Genomic DNA, 18,723 nt, shown 5'->3' on the forward strand with positions numbered 1-18,723 from the left:
CAAGCTGCTCTCCTCCGGCCGCACCATGGCGCTGCCCGCCGCGATCCTGCTCCTCGTCATCGTGATGATGGTGCCGATCCCGCCGGCGCTGCTCGACATCTTCTTTGTCGCCAACATCGCGATCAGCCTGCTCGTGCTGATGGTCGCGCTCAATGCGCAAAAGCCGCTCGACTTCTCGGCCTTTCCGACCGTCCTCCTCTTCGCGACGCTGTTCCGCCTCGGCCTGAACGTCGCCTCCACCCGCATCGTCCTCGTTCACGGGCATGAGGGCGAGAGCGCGGCCGGCCATGTGATCGAGGCGTTCGGCACCTTTCTGATCGGCGGCGACTATGTCGTCGGTCTGTTCGTCTTCGCGATCCTGATGATCATCAACCTGATCGTCGTGACCAAGGGCGCGGGCCGCGTGTCCGAGGTGTCGGCGCGCTTCACCCTCGATGCGCTGCCCGGCAAGCAGATGGCGATCGACGCCGACCTGAACGCCGGCCTGATCACCCCGGATGAGGCCAAGGCGCGCCGCGTCGAGGTCTCGACCGAGGCCGATTTCTACGGCTCGATGGACGGTTCGTCCAAGTTCGTGAAGGGCGACGCGGTTGCCGCGATGCTGATCCTGGCCGCCAACATCATCGGCGGCCTGATCCTGGGTCCGGTCAGCCACGGCATGGGGATCGGCGACGCCGCGCGTACCTATATCCTGCTCGCGATCGGCGACGCGCTCGTCGCGCAGTTGCCCTCGCTCATGCTCTCCATCGCCGCCGCCGCGATCGTCACCCGCGTGTCCTCCGACAAGGATCTCGCCGGCCAGATCGGCTCGCAGTTCGCCGCGTCGCGCACCTGGACCCCGGTCGCCGGCATCCTCGGGCTGCTCGGCATCCTCCCCGGCATGCCGCACCTCGTCATCCTGCCCGCCGCCGCCATCGCGGGCTTCGCCGCCTGGAAGCTGCGCCAGATCGAACGCCGCCCGGTACCGCCCCCCGCCGCTCCCGCCGCCGAGCCGGTCGACCAGAGCCGCATCGGCTGGGACGAAGTGACCGAGACCATGCAGGTCAACATCGACATCGGCTACGGCCTCGTCCCCCTGGTCGACCAGCGCCGCGGCTCCCCCCTGATGGCCCGCATCACCGGCGTCCGCCGCCAGCTCTCCAAGGAACTGGGCTTCGTCGTGCCGCAGGCACGCGTGCGCGACGACATCAACCTGGCGCCCTATACCTACCGCCTGATCATCAACGGCGTCATCGTCGGCGAGGACCAGGTCTCGCCCGACGAGATGCTGGCCCTCAACACCGGCCAGGGCGTCGGCCACCTCAACGGCAAGACCGCCAAGGACCCGACCTTCGGCCTGGACGCGACCTGGATCGCCAAGGGCGACGCCGATGCCGCGACGGGCATGGGCTATCTGGTGGTCGACCCCGGCACCGTGATGGCGACCCACCTCAACCATGTGCTGGGCTCCAACGCCGCCGAGCTGCTCGGCCCCGACGAGGTCCAGGCGCTGCTCGACGGGCTGAAGGAAACCGCCGCCCAGCTCGCCGGCTCGCTCAGCCCCAACCCGCTCCCCCTCACCACCCTCACGCAAGTGCTCAAGGGCCTGCTTTCGGAGAACATCGCCTTGAAGGAGTTCCGCCGTATCGCCAGCGCGATCGCCGTCGCGGCGCAAAAGACGCTGGATGCCGAGGAGATCGTCGAGCTGATCCGGCCGCGCCTCGGCTCGCTGATCATCCAGAAGCTGTGCGGCCCGCGCGAACCCTTGCGCGTGATGACGCTCGACGGCCATCTGGAGGCGCTGCTCGGTCAGGCGGTGCGCGGCGACGCCAGCCGCCGCCATGTGATCGACCCCGATCTCGGCCGCCGCATCACCGACTCGCTGTCCCACGCCGCGCAGCCGCTGATCGCCGAGGCGCGTCCCTTTGCCCTCGTCGTGCAGCCCAGCGTCCGCATCGCGATGCGCAAGCTGCTGCGCACCGTGCTGCCCGACACGCCCGTCCTGTCCTTCTTCGAGGTGCCCGAAGAAAAGGCCGTCGAAGTCGTCGCCGTCATCGGCGCTCCGCAGGCGCTGGCGGCATGAGCGCGCTCCCCATGCAGCAGGCGTTCCACGACGCCCCGGCCCTTGACGGCGCACCCCTGACCTACAAGCCGATGAAGCGCGCCGGCGGCGATGCCGATGCGCTGATCCGCCAGCATCTCCAGCTTGTCCGCCGCATCGCGTGGCATGTGCATGGCAGCATGTCGAGCTTGGTGGAGGTGGAGGATCTGGTCCAGGTCGGCCTCGTCGCGCTGGTCGAGGCCGCCGCCACCTTCGAGGAACGCGGCGTCGCCTTCCGCCAGTATCTCGCCACCCGCCTGCGCGGCGCGATGATCGACGAACTCCGCCGTCAGGCGACCACCACGCGCGGCGCGATGCGTCGCCGGCGGCAATATCACGAGGCGGTGGGCGCACTCACCACCCCGGGCGGCCAAGCCCCGACCGATGCCGCCGTCGCGGCCAAGCTGGGTGTCACCGTCGAGCGCCTCCGCGCCGATTATACAACGGCCGAGGCGGTACGGTTCGAGCCGATCGACGAACTCTATGCCGACGACCTCCCCTGGTTCGCCGACGACACCCCCGACGCGTTCGAGCAGCTTGCCGACGGGGCGCTCCGCGACGCGCTGATCCAGGCGATCGGCGCGCTGCCCGAGCGCGAGGCGCTGGTCATCCAGCTTTATTATGTCGAGGAACTGAACCTGGAGGAAATCGGCCAGGTGATCGGCGTCGGCGCCGCGCGGGTTTGCCAGATCAAGGCCGCGGCGCACGCCCGCCTGAAAAAGGCCCTCGCCGCACAGCGTTAGCGTCCTTTCCCTCTCCCACCGGGGGAGGGAGGGAGCGGCGCAGCCGCGGAAGGGTGAGGGCGACCAACTGCATCACTCGATCCGGTACAGCCTGAGCGGCGAGCCCTTGGCGATCGGCAGCGGCACCAGCCAGCCCGGCACCCAGCCACTGGCCATCCGGTCGTAGAAGCCACCCGGCGCCCGCGCCCGGTAGTTGGTCGATTCGGACATGTTGGGGCACAGCAGCAACAGCGTCGCGCCGTGCCGCTTCATGATACCCCGCGCCTGCGCCTCCGATCCCTGAAACGCATGCTGCACGTCCAGGATCGCATCGCCGTTGCGGTGATAGGGCCCCGCGATCGCGCTGTGATGCGTCGTCACGATCAACCGCGGCCCCAAATCGACAAAGGTGAACACCGTCCGCGCCGGATAGCGGTTCAGCCGCGACAGCACGGTGGTCCGCATGCAATTGCCGGTCGCCGCATTGACGCGCTTGGCATAGGCCTTGGGCCGGTCGATCGGGAACCACTTGATCGCCAGCCCGGCGAACAGGCCCGAGACGAGCAGGAACCCCGCCACCGTGCCGCCGACCCGCACGACGAGCAGCCGGTGGTTCAGGAACCAGGGCAGGATCAGCCAGCCGAGCGCGGCGGCACCGGGCACCGCCAGCAACTGCGCCGCCGGCCCGGCACGCGCCTGCCACAACAGCATCATGCAGGCAAAGGCGGTGAACAGCGTCACCGCCGCCCACGATCCCGCCACCCGCGTCGCGCGCGCCGCCCATGTCGCCCAGATCGCGCCGAACAGCCCGATCAGCGGCAGCACGACGATTGGCAACGCCATGCGCAACGGATGTTTGTAGATCGGCTTGGCCTCGCGCACATTGTTCAGCCAGTTGCGCTGCAGCTCGGGCGAAACCTGTTCGGGCCGCGTCAGGCATTGCGGAAACAGCATCGCAAAACCGATCGCGATCCCCCCGCCCGCCACCAGCGCCAGTGACAGGCGCGCCCCCCTGGATGCCGGGTTCACCCGTGCCAGCACGAACAGCAGCGCCCCCGCCGCCATCGTCACCGACAACCATACCGGGGTCAGCGCGTCGCAGCGCATCGCGTAATTGGCATTGGAGGCGAAGGCGACGAAGCCCGCCGCACTTCCCCCGCCCAGCGTCAGCGCATAGATGCCCAGCCGCGGCGCCTCCCCCCGGTCCCATACCCAGCGCAGGGCGATGATCGCGCCTGCCATCGCGGCATAGGGCAGCATCTCCAGGCCGATGGTCAGCGAGGCCGCGCTCGCCAGCCCCACCATCATCCCGCCGCGCCGTGCGGCGGGATCGCACAACCCCGCCACCGTCACGCTCAGCATCGCCAGTTGCCAGCCATGATGGTCGATGCGCTCGGGCATGAACATCAGCATCGTCGCCGCCGTGCCGAGCAGGAAGGCGATCGCCAGCGGCCAGGCGGCCGGCGCGATCAGCCGGCGGACCGTGGCGCCCAGCGCCAGCATGGTGACCGACAGCGGGATCAGCGGCGCGATGCCGACCGCCAGCCGCTCCGCCCAGATATTGCTGGTGAACAGGCGAAAGAACAGGATCAGCCCGGCGATTGGCAGGTCGACGAGGCGGCTCCAATGGATGTCGAAGCCCACCGGCGGGTTCAGCCGATACTGGCGCAGATCGTACCAGCCCTGCCCGCCCAGCCAGGCGCGCACCTGCATCAGCCGCATATTGTCGTCGGTATCGCCCAGCGACATCCAACGTATCTGGTTCCAGCGGTCATACACGAACCAGGCGGTCACCGCGGCCCACGCGATCAGCGTCAGCAGCTTCCAATGCCGATCGAACCCGGCCTCCAGACGACCCAAAGATGCTTCCTTCACGCGTCCATCCGCCCTAAGGCCCGGCCTTTCGGGCAAGTCGCGCCGGTGTATAGCTGGCGGCGCAAAGGGCAAGACGGGCGTTGAGACAAGACGGGGTCGCACTGGTGCAACGGATGGGGCGGCTACGGGCGAGCGGCATCGTCGGCCAACTCGTGCGCTTCGCGATCGTCGGCGGCCTGTCCGCGGTGATCTACTCCGCGGTCTATCTGCCGCTCGCCACCTGGGCGCTGCCGCCGCGGCGCGCATGGCTGGCGGTGTTCCCGGCCTTTGCCGTCGCGGTGGCCTTCGGCTTCGTCTTCCATTCGCGCTGGAGCTTCAAGGGCCATGGCACGCGGGACGAGGGGCCGGGCCAGCAGGTGAAGTTCGTCGCGGTGCAGGCATCGGGCATGGTGCTGAACGCGGTTTTCACCTGGGTCATCACCGGCTGGCTGGGCGGTCCCGTCTGGCTACCGCTGGTGCCCGCCGTCACCGTCACCCCCCTCGTCACCTACGTCATCAACCGCCAGTGGGTATTCGGATAAGCCATGGACCGCATCGTTTACGACCGTATGGCCGCGCATGATTCCACCCATTGGTGGTACCGCGCCCGCCGCGACATCCTGGCCGATTACCTCACCCGCTACGCCGCATTGCCGGCCGATGCGCGCATCCTGGAAATCGGCTGCGGCACCGGCCACAACCTGCCGATGCTGAGCGGCTTCGGCCGGGTCGAGGCGATCGAGATCGACCCCGCCGCCCGCGCCATCGCCGGCGAACGCCTCGGCCGCCCGGTGGGCGACGCGCCCCTCCCCGCGCTTCCCGGTGTCGAGCGCGGCGCCTACGACCTCGTCGCGGTGCTCGACGTGGTCGAGCATATCGAGGATGACGTCGCCGCCCTGAAGGCGATGGGCGGCCTGTTGAAGCCGGGCGGCAAGATCCTGATCGCGGTGCCGGCGCATCAATGGATGTGGTCCGCGCACGACGTGGTGAACCATCACCATCGCCGCTATTCCAAGGCGACGCTGGCCGCCGCGATCGAGCGGGCCGGCCTGCGCGCGAAGAAGCTGACCTATTTCAACTCGCTGCTCTTCCCACTCGCCGCTGCCGCGCGCCTCGCCGGCCGCATGACGGGCCGCGACGACAGCGACGATTCGCCCCCGCCGAAACCGCTCAACACCGCGTTCGAGACCATCTTCCGCCTGGAGCGCCACCTCGTCGGCCGGCTGCCGATGACCCCCGGCGTCTCGATCGTCACACTGGCGGAGCCAAAATAACGGTTTTCAAGAAACCGTTCGTGTCGAGTAGAGACCGAGTAGGCTCGCAGAGCCGTATCGAGGGTTCGTATCGAGACACTCGGCACCACGGGCCATGCCCCTCGATCCGGGGGCGTCGCCGCTACTCGGAACGGACGGAAGGGGGCGTGGGCAAAGGCTCGATCACCCCCACCGGCTCCGCCCGGAATCCCAGCGTCGCCCGCCCCTGCACCGGCCCGGCGACATCGGCCACGATATACAGCGGCCGCCGCTTCGACTCGATATACAGCCGCCCCAGATATTCGCCGATCATCCCCAGCACGAACATCTGCACCGCGCCCAGCACCACGTTGACCAGCATGGTCGAGGTCCAGCCCTGCACCGCCGATCCCGACAGCCAGCCCACCGCGATATAGACGATCAGCAGCAGCGACACCGCGGTCAGCGCCAGCCCGACATGGCTTGCCCAGCGCAGCGGCGCGGTGGAAAACCCCGTCACCGCATCGAAGGCGAGGCGCATCATCTTGCCCAGCGGATAGTTGGTTTCGCCCGCATGCCGCTCGGCGCGGTCATAGGCGAAGGGCACCTGCCGGAACCCGACCCATGCTACCATGCCGCGGATGAAGCGCGCCTGTTCGGGCAGCGACAGCAGCGCGTCCAGCGCCCGGCGGCTCATCAGGCGGAAATCGCCGGTATCCAGCGGGATCGCCGTGTCCGTCATCCGGTCGAGCATCCGGTAGAAGATCGCCGCCGTCGCCTTCTTGAACAGCGTCTCGCCCGCCCGCTTGCGCCGCACCGCATAGACCACATCGGCATCCTGCTCGACCATCGTGCGCCGCATGTCGGCCAGCAGTTCGGGCGGGTCCTGCAAATCGGCATCGATGATCAGGATCTGCGCGCCGCTGCAAAGGTCCAGGCCGGCGGTCAGCGCCAGCTGGTGGCCATGGTTGCGCGACAGGTTGATCGCCACCAGCCGGGGGTCGGCGGCGGACAGTTGCTGCATCACCGCCCAGCTCTCGTCGCGCGATCCGTCGTTGATGAGGACGATCTCATAATCCTCGCCCACCGCCGCGCGCGCCGCCGCCGACACGCGGGCATGGAGCAGCGCCAGGCACGCGGCTTCGTTGTAGCAGGGGATGACGACGGACAGCGCGGGACGATTCATGATCGCGGCGGTGTAGCCGCGCGCGGGTCGCGCGTCACCCGTTGACGATCACCTTCACCAGATGGCCGGGCGTCAGCGGCGCGTCGGGGTCCAGCCCGTTCAGCGTGATGAACCGCTCGCGCTGATAATCCCGGTACGCCATCTGCCGCGCCAGGCTGTCGACGGTGTCGCCCGCCTTTACCGTCACGATCCGCACCCGCTTGCCCTTGATCGCCGCCGCTTCCGCCGGGGTCAGCGTGGCGACGCTGTCGAGCAGCGGCGCGAACGGGCCGATACCGCTGCCTGCCGGCGTCACCAGCGTGAAGGTATAGATCACCGAGGGGAAGCGATAGGCGACCACCGTCGCATCCACCGCCCGGTTGTTGGCCGATGCCCGCGCGGTGCGATAGGCATAGGACAGGCCGTTCGCCGTTCCGCTCCGCAACTCGCCCGCCGGGGCGGCCGAGGATGCATTGCCCGCCAGCGTCGCGAAACGCGCGTTGATCGCCGCGGCCAGGTCGTTGCCGCGCCCGATCTGAAACTGTGCCTGCCCGCCCTGCCCGGCGACGGTAACCGCATCGGTGCCGTTGGCGATCTGGTATCCGCTGGGTGCGGAGAAGCGCAGCCGCAGGTCCGGATGGCGGAAGGTCTGCCCGTCGATCACCCCCTGCGACGGATCGTCGTCATAGGGCAGCCCGTCCAGCATCCGCAGAAAGCCCGTATCCTGCGCCGGGTTCGTCTCCGGCCGGCCCGTTTCCGCCGCCAGCTTCACCGCGCGGCGCACCCGGTCCTCGCTGTTGGGGTGGGTCGAAAACCAGCTCGGCACCGCGGTCGCATCGCGGCCCGAGGTCCGCTGCGCCAGTTGCGAGGACGCACCCAGCGCCGACAGCATGTCGGCGGCGGCATAGGGGTCGTAGCCGGCCGCGGTGATGTAGCGCACGCCCAGCCCGTCCGCCTGATATTCCTGGTTGCGGCCATAACCCAGCACGCCCAGTTGCGCCGCGCTGCTCACCCCCTGCCCGATCAGGTTGCTGCCGGTGAGAAGCCCTGCGCCCGCCGCCAGGATCGATCCGATCGTCGATGCCCGCTGCCGCCCCTGCGAATGGCGTGCCGCGACGTGACCGACCTCGTGCCCCAGCACCGAGGCGAGTTCGGCCTCGGAATTCATCAACGCCAGCAACTGCCGCGTGACATAGACATAGCCGCCGGGGATCGCGAAGGCGTTCTCCACCGGCGAGTTGAGCAGCGTGACGGTGAAATCGCCCTGCGCGTTCGACAGGCCGGACTGCACCGCCACCCGCTTGCCGACCCGCTCGACATAGGCCGCCTGCGGCCCGCGATACGGCCCACCGAATTCGGCGAGCAGTTCGGGATTGGCCCGCGCCCCTTGCGCCTTCTCGCTCGCGGAAATGGAGCGCGTCTGGGCAAGGGCGGGCGTGGCGGTCAGCGCGACAAGCGCGGCGGCGGTGATGAAATGGCGCATAAGGCTCCCTTTCCCTGCGGAAAGCACAAGATGCGGCTAGGTTCCTCCCGCGCTGTCCCCGCTATGTCGCGAAACTGTTCGCCAGGCTGCCCATGGTCAGCGCCCATCCATCGACCAGCACGAACAGCAACAGCTTGAACGGCAGCGATATGATCGAGGGCGACAACATCATCATGCCCAGCGACATCAGCACGGTGGCGACCACCAGATCGATGACGATGAACGGCAGAAAGATCAGGAAACCGATCTGGAACGCGGTCTTCAGCTCGCTGGTCACGAACGCGGGGAGCAGCACCGCATAGGGAATGTCGTTCGGCGAGGCATAGGGGCCCGATTTCGCCATCTGCGCGAACATCGTCACGTCCTTCACCCGCGTCTGCTTGGCCATGAAGGCGTGAAGCGGCGCGCCGGCGGCCTGGATCATCTGCGTGCCGGCCAGCCGTCCTTCTGCATAGGGCTGGATGGCCTGGCTATTCATCTGGTTGATCGTCGGGGCCATGATGAACAGCGACAGGAACAGCGACAGGCCGATCAGCACCTGGTTGGGCGGCGTCTGTTGCAGGCCCAGCGCCTGGCGCAGCACCGCCAGCACGATCACGATCCGGGTAAAGCTGGTCATCATCAACAGGATGCCCGGCAGGATCGTCAGCAGGCCCATGATGATAAGGACCTGGAGCGACAGCGACAGCGAGCCGGACTGGCCCGTGCCTCCGCCGCCCAGCTGCCCCAGCGCGCGGTCCACCGCATCCCCCACCCCCGGCGCGGGAGGGGCCGCGGGCGCAGCTTGCGCAAAGGCCGGCATCGCCACGAAGAAGGCGACCACGATCGCCAAGAGGATCCAGATCAGCCGCGATCCGCCGCCCGCACGCGGCGACTGCGCGCGCCCCTGGATCAGCGCCGGCCCGGTGCCGCGCCGCGTGACCGAGATGCTCATGCCCGGTGGTTCCTGTCCGGCACGAAGCGGCCGAGGCCGCTCGGCTCACCCGCCGCGTCGATCTTGTCGACCAGCGTCACCCCGCCGCGCCCGACCGAGACGAGCAGCCGCCGCCCCTCGAAATCGATCACCGCCAGCCGCAGGCCGGGCGAGATCATCATCGTCTCCTTGACCGCGATCGTGCGCGCCTGCGTCTTGCCTGGCAGGCGCGTCTCCAGCTTGCGCCACGCATAAAGGCACCCGATCATCAGGCCGCAGACGAGCGGCAACAGCACGACCAGCTTCAGGATATAGGACCACATCATGGGCGTCGGGGCCTCAGGCGCGCTTGTCGGGATTGACGAGCTCGGTCATGCGCACGCCGAAGCGGTCGCCCACCGTCACCACCTCGCCCCGGCCGATCAGCGTGCCGTTGACGAACACGTCCAGCAGTTCGTTGGCGCGGCGGTCCAGCTCGATCACGCTCGATTCGCCCAGCGCCAGCAGCTCGCGCAGCGACAGCTGCGTCGATCCGATCTCGACGGTCAGCTTCACGTCCACATCCTGGAGCAGCCGGAAATTGGCGGTCACCGATCCATCGATCGGAAAACCGCCGGTCATGTCGTTCATTGCAGCGATCCTTCGGTGCGAACTAGAGAGGTCAGGCGCACGGCGGCATGGCCGTTGGCGGCGCCCACGGTGCCGGTGCCCAGCAGGTCGTTGCCGACCATCACCGGAACCTCGGGACCGAAACTGATCGGAATGACGTCACCGGGCTTCAGCGTCATCAGCGTCTGGAGCGGCACGACCGGCTCGGCCAGCACCGAGCGGACGGTGAAGCGCACGCCCATCACCGCGCGGGTCAATTCGCTGCGCCAGCCCGGATCGGTGTCGACGGGCTTGGACACCACCTTGCCGGTCAGCGCGGCGCCATGCGGCTTCAGCGCGGATACCGGATAAAGCAGGTCGATGAACACCGGCAGGGCGGTGCCCGCCGCGATGCCGAAGCGGGTGACGATCATCGCGTCGTCACCGTCGAAGCCGGGCAGCATCGCCGCGCTCGCCTCGGGCCGCGCCGGCACGAACTCGATCCGGGCCAGCGGCTCCCAGGCCTGGCGCAGCGGCTCGACCAGCATCGCGCCCAGCCGTTCCACCATCGCCTCGGTCGCGGGCGAGAATTCGCTCGGCAGCATCGCCGGTGCCGCACCCGACCCGCCGAAGAACAGGTCGAGCAATTCCAGCACGAACCGTCCGTCCAGCACGCACAGGCCCTGATCGGCCTGTGGCGGCATGGTCAGCGGCACCCAGGCGGTCAGCGCGTCGCCGCGCTCCGCCCGGTAATCGGCGAAACGCTGGACGACCAGCGGCTCGGCCCAACTGCGCACTTCCTGACGCAACAACGGCTCGAACAGGCTCCTGAGCGACCGCGCATAGCGCGCGGACAGGTGCTGCAACGTGTGGAGGTCGCCGAACGGATTGAGCTTCGCCTCGCCCAGCAGGCCGTGATCGGCCGATGCAGGGCGGGCGCGCTCGCGTCGTTCTGCGATGTCCGGGCCGTTAACCATGCCTCACTGAACAACGAAATTGGTAAAGTACACGTTACTGATTCCGCCAAACCCCTCTTTCTGCCGCAAAACCTGGTTGATTGAATCGGCCAGCCGCTTCTGGAGCTGCTTCTTGCCCGCGCTGGAGAAGACCTGTTCCTCCGTCGTGTCGCCCAGCGTCATCAGGATCGCCGAGCGGACCGCGATGTCGTTGGTTTTCAGGTTGTTGATGACGGTGTCGTCATAGGGCGTCGACACCGCGATCCCGACCTGGATGAAGTGCACCGAATCGGTCAGGTTCGACGTGAACTCCTTTTCCATCGCGAAATAGTTGGAGGCATAGCGCTCGCCCCCCACGCCCGGCGTGGGAGAGGGCAGGCCGGCATGCTCCTCCGGCGCGGCCTCGCCCGATTCACCGTGACCGCCACCCGATTCGCCGCCGCCCTCGCCGCCGCCATGCTCGCCGCCCTCGGCGCTGCGCTTCTGCTCCGCCTTGGGGATCAGCTTGGGGCCATGATCCTCGGCCCCGCCATGCCCGCCGCCGCCGATCAGGCCGGAATTGGCGGCATACAGCCCGGCGCCCATGCCGCCGCCGAGCAGCGCCAGCAGGCCGACGCCCATGATCAGCATCTTGCCCAGCTTGCCCTTCTTCTTGGGGGGCGCGTCTTCCTTGGTGTCGCTCATGTCATTCTATCCTCAGGCGATTCGTGTCGCGGCGGCGCTGTCGTCAGGCAGCGAATCGGCAGGGCTCCCCGCCGATGTGCGGTTGCGCAGGGTACGCGGCTGATGCTGCTGTTGGGTAAAGGCCCGGTCCTGCCCCGGATTTTGTCCCATATCCTGCCCGCCGCCGGTCATCTGGCGTGCATCCGGCGCGGCCTCGCCCAGCTTCAACCCGCGCGCGCTCGCCAGCGCCGTCAGTTCCGGTTGCGCCTGGGCCAGCATCGCGCGCGTTTGCGCCTGTTCCGCCTCGAAACGGACATGCATCTGATCGTCGCGGCGGCTGATCGCGATGTCGATCGTGCCCAGCGCGTCGGGTACCAGCCGGATGCGCGCATCGTTCGCATCCGCCTGATCGCGCAGCGCCTCGATGCGGTCGATCATCCCCTGCGGCCACTGGTCCTGCCGCATGTCGAGCGACGCGTCCTGCGCCGCGGCGGTGGCCGGCACCGTTGCAACCGGCGCGACCAACCCCGGTGCCAGCGGTGCCTCGACCGGCCCGCCCCTGTCCTCCCGCAGCCCGGCATCGCGGTGCAACGCGCTGGCGAACAGCTGAAACGCCGGGGCGGCATCCCCCGCCTTGATCGGCTGGGGCATGTCCGCCGTCGCCGATCGCGGCGCCGCGCCACGATCCATCGCCGGCGAAATCTGCGTGGCTCCATCCGAACCCGTCGCAGGCCGGATCGCCATCGGCGCCTCCTGCCCGGTCCGGCTTGCACCGACGGGTTGCGGGGCCGCGAAGGATGATGGCGTCGCCTCACCCGAAACCGCCGCCGGTCGGACCGACGCCGGAGTGGACGGCGCGCCGGGCTCCATCTGCACGGTTATGCCGGCCGGTTGCGCTGCCGCTGCGCCGGTATCGTTCGCCACCGGCGCCTGCGCCACGCCGCTGTCGGCACCAGCCTGCGTCGTCACCGGCAGGGCGAAGCGCGCCGGAACGGGCACCGCCAGCGGCGCGCCGGGATTTGCGGCCACCGATCGGGGCACGGCATCCGTGCCGGGTTCGACCACCGTCACACCGGTGGGAAGATCGCTTCCCGCCGCGGCCTTCGCGAAGCGCGCGGGTATGACCATCGGCGCTGCGCCCGCCACCGGACCCCTGTCCGTCGCCATCGCGGCGGGCAGGCCCATCTTGTCCCCCCCGGCGGGGAATCCGACCGGTGCCGATCCGCCCGCGTGCCCACCCGGCACCGCCACCGGCTGCGTCGATGGGGACGCGACCGCTGCCGGCGCCGGATCGATCGATGCGCGAGCCCCATCGGACCGCGACGTCACGGCCGCCGGCACTTCGACCGTCGCCGGTGCCTCGGCGGCGACCGTGGCAAGCTGCACGACGGCAAGGCCGGTGCCAGCCAGCATCGCCGGCCGCGGGGAACTGCCGCCCTGCGCCACACCGGGCATCATCGGCTCGGCGGCCACCGGCGCCGGCGACCCGGTGGAGGTCGGCGCAACCGGATCGATCGCCACCGGCACCACCGGCATCGTCACCATGAACGGCACCATGCTGCCCATCGCCGGCAGGGCCCCCGCCTCTTCCGGCAACGCCCCCATCCCCTCCGGCAACGCATTGCCGCCGGTGGCATCATCCTGCCCGGTCACTGCCGGTGCCGGCACCGCCGCGACATCCGCCGTCCCCTCCTGAAGCGACAGAAACGACGCCAGCGACAGCGCGAATGCCGCGCCGTCCCCCACCGGCATCGCCCCTGTCGCCCCGGCGGGCGCGGGCGCGCGGCCGATCGCACTCGCGATCTCAATCATGATGATGAACCCCCAACGTCATGAAGAACGGGATCAGCAAGGATCGTGCCGGTTCTTCCGATTGGCCGGCGCGTCTTCCAGCGCGCGCATTTCGCGCATGACGGCGGCGGCCTGCGCCCGTTCGATCAGCTTTTCGACCGCGCTCTGGTCGCGTTTGGCGCTGCGGGTCTGTTCGGCCGCCGCGTCCGCCTGCTGCTCGGCCTGCGCGATGCGGCGCAGCGCGATTTCGGCGGACTGGTGCAGCCGCTCGCGAAAATGCGCCGCCGCCATCAGCGACACGCTGGCCGACGGCGCGGTCGGCACCGGCGCCACCGCATCGACCAGCCCGGCGATCCGCGCCGACAGTGCCTGCTCGCTCGCCACGTGCTCGCGCGCCCGCGCCTCATCCCCCATCCGCAGGTTCAGCTGCAACGTCCGGACCCGGTGGATACGCGCCAGCGTCGCCTCGCGCCGCTTCGTCATCCGTCGGTGCCGAACACGCCGACCAGCTCGTCCACCGCCATGTCGATCGGCACCGCGCTGTCGTAATCCTGCCGGATATATTCCATCACCGCCGGGTGCGCGGCGATCGCATTGTCGATCGCGGCGTCGGTACCCGCCCGGTACGCGCCCATCAGCACCAGGTCGCGATTTTCCTCATAGGTCGCCAGATGCCGGCGCAGCACGCGTGCGGCCTTGGCATGCGGCTTGGACACGATATCGTTCATCACGCGGCTGACCGAGGGACCGATGTCGATCGCCGGATACACGCCGCGCTCGGCCAGTTGCCGGCTCAGCACGATATGCCCGTCCAGGATCGAGCGCGCCGAATCGACCACCGGGTCGTTGCCGTCGTCGCCGTCCGCCAGCACGGTGTAGATCGCGGTGATCGACCCCGTCCCATGCGCATCGGCGCCCGCCCGCTCGATCAGGTTGGGCAGCATCGCGATGGCGGACGGCGGATATCCGCGCGCCGAGGCCGGCTCGCCCAGTGCCAGCCCGATTTCGCGGCCCGCATGCGCGACGCGGGTCAGCGAATCCATGATCAGCAGGACGCGTCTGCCCTCGGCGCGGAACGCTTCGGCGATCGCGGTCGCGCGCAGGGCGCCGCGGATGCGCAGCACCGGCGAATGATTGGCCGGCACCGCGACCACCACCGACCGCGCCCGCGCCTCGCCCGCCACCTTGGTTTCCAGAAAGTCGGCGACCTCGCGGCTGCGCTCGCCGATCAGGCCGATGACGATCACGTCCGCCTGTGCCGCGCGCACCATCATGCCCAGCAGCACCGACTTGCCGACGCCCGATCCCGCCATGATGCCGACCCGCTGGCCAAGGCCGATGGTCAAGAGCCCGTTGATCGCCCGCACGCCGACGTCCATCGGCGCCAGCACCCGGCCGCGGTCCAGCGGCGATTGCAGCTTGCCCGCCAGCGGCCAGCGCGCCGCACCCCGGATCGGTCCCAGTCCGTCGATCGGCTTGCCCGCGCCGTCGACGACGCGGCCCAGCATGGCGGCACCCACCTCCGCCTCGCCCGGTGCGCCCATCGGCCTGACGGGTGCACGCGGCAGCAGCGGCGCCGGCCCGCCCAGGTTCATCATCAGCGTGCGGCCGTTGCGGAAACCGATCACCTCCGCCTCGATCCGCGCATCGCCCTCGCCGCCGACCTCGCACACCGTGCCGACCGCCAGGTTCAGCCCGACCGCCTCCATCAGCAATCCGTCATAGGAGGACAGGCGCCCGGACACGCGCGGTGCCGCGGTGAAATCGGCACTGCCCAGCGTTCCGAGGTAATCGGCGGCGAAACGGTTCAACATGCGGGAACGGGCACCCTGTCCATCGCCTGCGCCAACTGGTCCAGCCACAGCGCCGGGCCATCCTCGACCACGGTGGAGGCGCTTTCCAGCACGAAGCTGCCGCGCGCCACGCTTGCGTCACCCACCGGAAAAACCGTGTCCGGCAAACGTCCTTGCAGCAGCGCGACATCGTCGGGGTGCACGCGCAGCAGCGCGGACTCCGCCGCATCGGCCAGCATCTCGCTCGCCACCTCGACGCGCCCGGCCAGCCGCTCGGCGGCCACCCCGACCTCGCCCACCAGCTTCGACACCAGGAACAGCACCGTCTGCCGCAACTGCCCCGCCAACGCCTCGCGATCGATCCGCCCCCCGCTCAGCGCCGCCTGGATCCCCACCAGCAGCGCATCCTCCTGCAACTGCGCCTGCGCCTGCGCTGCCGCCATCCCCTCGGCAAACCCTGCGGCATGCGCCGCCTCCACCGGATCGATGAACGGCGTCGCGTCCAGGCACGGGTCCATCATGTCCCAACCCGCGGTCGGATTGGCTTCGCGGTCGGCGGGGCTGAAATGCTTGGGCGCCACCATCTCGGGTTCCGGTTCGGGCATCGGCCCGGCCGGCGTCGCGCGCGGCGTAAAGCCAACAGGGCTGCGCACCTCGATCAGGTCGACCGCCGCGAAACCCGCCGGCTGGGGCGAGAAGGCCTGGTGCAGGGCCGCCGCCGCCGCATCGTGGCGCGCCGCGAAACCGGCAATGAAATCAGACATAGTCGTCCTCGCCGCCGCCCATCACGATCGTGCCGTCCTTGGCCAGGTTGCGGGCGATCTGGATCATCGCCTTTTGCGCTTCCAGCACTTCGGACAGCTTCATCGGCCCGCGCCCTTCGATCTCGTCGCGCATATTGTCGGCCGCGCGCGACGACATGCAGCCCAGGAAGCGGTTGCGCACGCCCTCGTCCACGCCCTTGAGCGAGCGGACCAGAATGTCGCCGTCGACGTTGCGGATCAGCGTGCCCAGATTCTTGTCGTCCAGCTCCAGCAGGTTCTCGAAGACGAACAACGCTTCCTCGATCTGCTTGGCCAGTTCGCGATCGATCTTGAACAGCTTGGGCATGACGCGCTGTTCGGTCGCCTTGCGCGCGCTCGACAGGATCTTGGCCGCCTCGCGCGTGCCGCCCAGCGTGACGCCCTGCGCCTGCTGGCCGCTGCCGCTTTGCCGCGTGATCAGGTCGCGCAGCATGTCGATCGCCTCGGGCGCCACCGGGCCCAGCCGCGCGATGCGGTGCAGGATGTCGGGCTGCACCGCATCGGGCAGCAGCTCCAGCACCTGTCCCGCCACCGCCGGATCGCAATTGGCGATCACCACCGCGGCGATCTGCGGATGTTCCTTGTCCAGCATCGCGGCGATGTCGGTCGGGTCCAGCCAGGCGAGCAGTTCGATTTCGGCGGCCGCCTCGGGCGGCGTGATCCGCGCCAGCACGCTGTCCGCCTTGGCCGGCCCCAGCGCGCGGCTCATCACCGCCTCCACCACCGGGCGCGGCTCGAACGCGATGGTCGCGCGCTGCCGGGCGGCGGACACGAAGGTGTCGAGCACATCCTCGACCTCCTGCTCGCTGACATCGGCAACGGCATACATCGCGCGGCCCAGTTCGCGCACCTCGTCCGGGTCCAGCTTCTGCAGGATGGCGGCGGCTTCGTCCTCGCCGACCAGCATCATCAGGACCGCGGCACGCTCCACGCCGGTATAGGTGCGCGCGCCCGCGGCGACTTCGGCGTCCATCAGTTCGCTTCCGCCTTGATCATGTCGCGCACCGCCAGCGCCGCGCGCGCCGGGTTGTCACGGGTGAAGCCGCGCACCGCGCCGATCCGCTCGTCGAAATTGCGCGTCGCCTCGATCTGCTCCAGCGTCACGGGCGGCTGCACCGCGATGCCGTCCGGCCCGGTCACGGCGGCGGCATCCTCGCCCTCCGCCTCGCCCGCCGCACCCATCGGCAGCGCCTTGGTCTCGTCTTCCTTCTTCTTCGTCATGCTCTTCACCAGCGGGCGGACGCCCAGCAGCAGGACGAGCAGCGCGATCACGATCGCGGTGCCGTTGCGCGCCAGCACCGGCAGCCAGGCATTGTCGTACCAGGCCGGACCGTCGGTCGCCGCACCCGTATCGGCGAACTTGCGGCTGATCACGGTGACGTTGTCGTTACGCCCCTGGTCGAAGCCGACCGCGCTCTTCACCAGGTCGCTGATCTGGTTGATCTCCATCGCGGTGCGCCGGCCGGTGGCGGGATCGCGCAGCAGCACCGCCACGGTCAGCCGCTTGATCGAGCCCGGTGCGGCATGCGTCACCGACACTTCCTTGCCCAGGTCATAGGCGCGCTGGAAGGTATCGGATTGCTTGGCGGCATTGGGGGCCGCGCCACCCGCCACCGGCTGGTTCTCCGGCGTGCCGGGGGTGCCCGGCGCAGGGTTGGGCGGCACCTGCAAGGTGCTGGCGGGCGGCGGCGTGTTGGACAGCGCACCGGGAATGCCCCCCGGCGGCGTCGCATTCGCCAGATTGCCCGTCCAGTTGCCCGTCTCGGCCCGCAGGGTACCCTGCTTGTCGTAGGATTCGCGCGTCGCGCTGGTCTCGTCCAGATTGACCTCGGCCTGCACCTCGGTGGTGAAGTTGCCGCTGCCGACCAGCGGGGTCAGCAACTGGATGAGCTGGGTGCGATACTTGTCCTCCAGCCGGCGCTGGAATTCGATGCGGCGATCGTCGCCATTGCCGGCGGCCGCGCCGTCCTTGGTCAGCAGCCCGCCCATCTGGTCGACGATCGTCACGCCCGACGGCTTCATGCCCGGCACCGACGAGGCGACGAGGTTGACGATCGACTGCACCTGCGCGTCGGACAGCGACCGCCCGGCGTTCAGCTTCAGGATCACCGAGGCCGAGGGCGCGGCGCTGTCGCGCACGAACACCGACGCCTCGGGCATGGCGAGGTGCACCCGCGCCTCGGCGACCGCGTCGATCTCCTGGATCGACCGGGCCAGTTCGCTTTCGCGCGCCTGGCGCAGGCGCTCGCCCTCCACCGCCCGGCTGACGCCCATCGGCAACTGGTCCAGGATCGCGTAGCCGCCCGGTGCTTCCTTCGGCAGGCCCTGACCCGCCAGCAGCATCCGCGCCTTGGAATAATCCTCCTCGCTCACCGTCAGCGCGCCGGTCGCATCGTCGATGCGGCTGGCGATGTTGCCGGTGTTGAGCGCGGTGGTCACCGCCTGCTTGTCCGCATCCGACAAATTGCTGAACAACGTCTTTTGCGGCGGGGTGGACAGGCTCATCCAGGCGAGTGCAGCCGCCGCGATCAGGCCGATCAGCAGCGCCATCGGCGCGGAACGGCGCACGGCGGGCTGCGCCAGCACGCCCTTGATCTGGCGCAGCGGGTTCGCGAAGCGTTCGGGAAGTTGCGGGCCGCCCGGCGTGGCGGGGTTGGCGGGTGTCAGCGCTGTGCTCATG

At 69.3% G+C, this 18,723-nt stretch carries 18 protein-coding genes; 4 read left to right on the plus strand and 14 right to left on the minus strand.

Annotated elements, in window-relative coordinates:
* Positions 1-25: 25 nt before the first annotated feature.
* Both flhA and NPJ82_RS00120 read left to right on the plus strand, forming a co-directional pair.
* Positions 26-2,062, plus strand: a complete 2,037-nt coding sequence (gene flhA / locus NPJ82_RS00115; RefSeq protein ID WP_342659040.1) for a flagellar biosynthesis protein FlhA — start codon at positions 26-28, stop codon at positions 2,060-2,062.
* Positions 2,059-2,823 carry a FliA/WhiG family RNA polymerase sigma factor gene (locus NPJ82_RS00120; RefSeq protein ID WP_342657958.1) on the plus strand — a complete coding sequence of 255 codons (765 nt, stop codon included), beginning with the start codon at positions 2,059-2,061 and terminating at the stop codon, positions 2,821-2,823. Before flhA ends, NPJ82_RS00120 begins: the two co-directional genes overlap by 4 nt.
* Before the next feature lie 72 nt (positions 2,824-2,895).
* Here NPJ82_RS00120 and NPJ82_RS00125 read toward each other — a convergent pair whose 3' ends face one another.
* The gene (locus NPJ82_RS00125) at positions 2,896-4,677 is read right to left on the minus strand and encodes an AcrB/AcrD/AcrF family protein (protein ID WP_342657959.1); all 1,782 of its coding nucleotides are present in this window, start codon (positions 4,675-4,677) and stop codon (positions 2,896-2,898) included.
* A gap of 80 nt (positions 4,678-4,757) precedes the next feature.
* On the opposite strand from NPJ82_RS00125, the gene NPJ82_RS00130 reads away from it, so the two are divergent.
* Both NPJ82_RS00130 and NPJ82_RS00135 read left to right on the plus strand, forming a co-directional pair.
* Entirely contained in the window at positions 4,758-5,198 is a 441-nt protein-coding gene (locus NPJ82_RS00130; protein WP_342657960.1) for a GtrA family protein, read from the plus strand.
* A 3-nt stretch (positions 5,199-5,201) separates the two neighbouring features.
* Positions 5,202-5,930 (plus strand): class I SAM-dependent methyltransferase, encoded by a 729-nt coding sequence (locus NPJ82_RS00135; protein ID WP_342657961.1) that lies wholly within the window; start codon positions 5,202-5,204, stop codon positions 5,928-5,930.
* Between the two features lie 121 nt (positions 5,931-6,051).
* On the opposite strand, the gene NPJ82_RS00140 is transcribed toward NPJ82_RS00135, so the two are convergent.
* The 13 genes from NPJ82_RS00140 to fliF all read right to left on the minus strand — a co-directional run bounded on the left by NPJ82_RS00140 (position 6,052) and on the right by fliF (position 18,722).
* Positions 6,052-7,074, minus strand: coding sequence for a glycosyltransferase family 2 protein (locus NPJ82_RS00140; RefSeq protein ID WP_342657962.1), 1,023 nt, complete (start codon positions 7,072-7,074; stop codon positions 6,052-6,054).
* A 34-nt stretch (positions 7,075-7,108) separates the two neighbouring features.
* A complete protein-coding gene (locus NPJ82_RS00145) occupies positions 7,109-8,536 on the minus strand; it encodes a M48 family metalloprotease (RefSeq protein ID WP_342657963.1) in 1,428 nt (475 codons plus the stop codon).
* A gap of 61 nt (positions 8,537-8,597) precedes the next feature.
* The gene (gene fliP / locus NPJ82_RS00150) at positions 8,598-9,470 is read right to left on the minus strand and encodes a flagellar type III secretion system pore protein FliP (RefSeq protein ID WP_342657964.1); all 873 of its coding nucleotides are present in this window, start codon (positions 9,468-9,470) and stop codon (positions 8,598-8,600) included.
* Positions 9,467-9,775, minus strand: a complete 309-nt coding sequence (locus NPJ82_RS00155) for a flagellar biosynthetic protein FliO (protein WP_112381670.1) — start codon at positions 9,773-9,775, stop codon at positions 9,467-9,469. The genes fliP and NPJ82_RS00155 overlap by 4 nt, the downstream gene beginning before the upstream one ends.
* Positions 9,776-9,788: 13 nt before the next feature.
* Positions 9,789-10,079 (minus strand): flagellar motor switch protein FliN, encoded by a 291-nt coding sequence (gene fliN, locus NPJ82_RS00160; RefSeq protein WP_112381671.1) that lies wholly within the window; start codon positions 10,077-10,079, stop codon positions 9,789-9,791.
* Complete coding sequence (locus NPJ82_RS00165) at positions 10,076-11,014, minus strand: flagellar motor switch protein FliM (RefSeq protein ID WP_112381672.1); 939 nt, start codon at positions 11,012-11,014, stop codon at positions 10,076-10,078. The genes fliN and NPJ82_RS00165 overlap by 4 nt, the downstream gene beginning before the upstream one ends.
* 3 nt (positions 11,015-11,017) lie before the next feature.
* Positions 11,018-11,677, minus strand: coding sequence for a flagellar basal body-associated FliL family protein (locus tag NPJ82_RS00170; RefSeq protein WP_342657965.1), 660 nt, complete (start codon positions 11,675-11,677; stop codon positions 11,018-11,020).
* 12 nt (positions 11,678-11,689) lie between these two features.
* Positions 11,690-13,468, minus strand: coding sequence for a flagellar hook-length control protein FliK (locus NPJ82_RS00175; protein WP_342657966.1), 1,779 nt, complete (start codon positions 13,466-13,468; stop codon positions 11,690-11,692).
* Between the two features lie 33 nt (positions 13,469-13,501).
* Positions 13,502-13,930, minus strand: coding sequence for a hypothetical protein (locus NPJ82_RS00180; RefSeq protein WP_342657967.1), 429 nt, complete (start codon positions 13,928-13,930; stop codon positions 13,502-13,504).
* The gene (locus tag NPJ82_RS00185) at positions 13,927-15,261 is read right to left on the minus strand and encodes a FliI/YscN family ATPase (protein ID WP_342657968.1); all 1,335 of its coding nucleotides are present in this window, start codon (positions 15,259-15,261) and stop codon (positions 13,927-13,929) included. Before NPJ82_RS00185 ends, NPJ82_RS00180 begins: the two co-directional genes overlap by 4 nt.
* Entirely contained in the window at positions 15,255-16,004 is a 750-nt protein-coding gene (locus NPJ82_RS00190; protein ID WP_112381677.1) for a FliH/SctL family protein, read from the minus strand. The genes NPJ82_RS00185 and NPJ82_RS00190 overlap by 7 nt, the downstream gene beginning before the upstream one ends.
* Positions 15,997-17,016 carry a flagellar motor switch protein FliG gene (gene fliG / locus NPJ82_RS00195; protein ID WP_112381678.1) on the minus strand — a complete coding sequence of 340 codons (1,020 nt, stop codon included), beginning with the start codon at positions 17,014-17,016 and terminating at the stop codon, positions 15,997-15,999. The genes NPJ82_RS00190 and fliG overlap by 8 nt, the downstream gene beginning before the upstream one ends.
* Positions 17,016-18,722 carry a flagellar basal-body MS-ring/collar protein FliF gene (gene fliF, locus NPJ82_RS00200; protein ID WP_342657969.1) on the minus strand — a complete coding sequence of 569 codons (1,707 nt, stop codon included), beginning with the start codon at positions 18,720-18,722 and terminating at the stop codon, positions 17,016-17,018. The genes fliG and fliF overlap by 1 nt, the downstream gene beginning before the upstream one ends.
* Position 18,723: the final 1 nt, after the last annotated feature.

The organism is Sphingomonas sp. NY01 (assembly GCF_038809135.1).
Taxonomy (GTDB): domain Bacteria; phylum Pseudomonadota; class Alphaproteobacteria; order Sphingomonadales; family Sphingomonadaceae; genus Sphingomonas; species Sphingomonas carotinifaciens.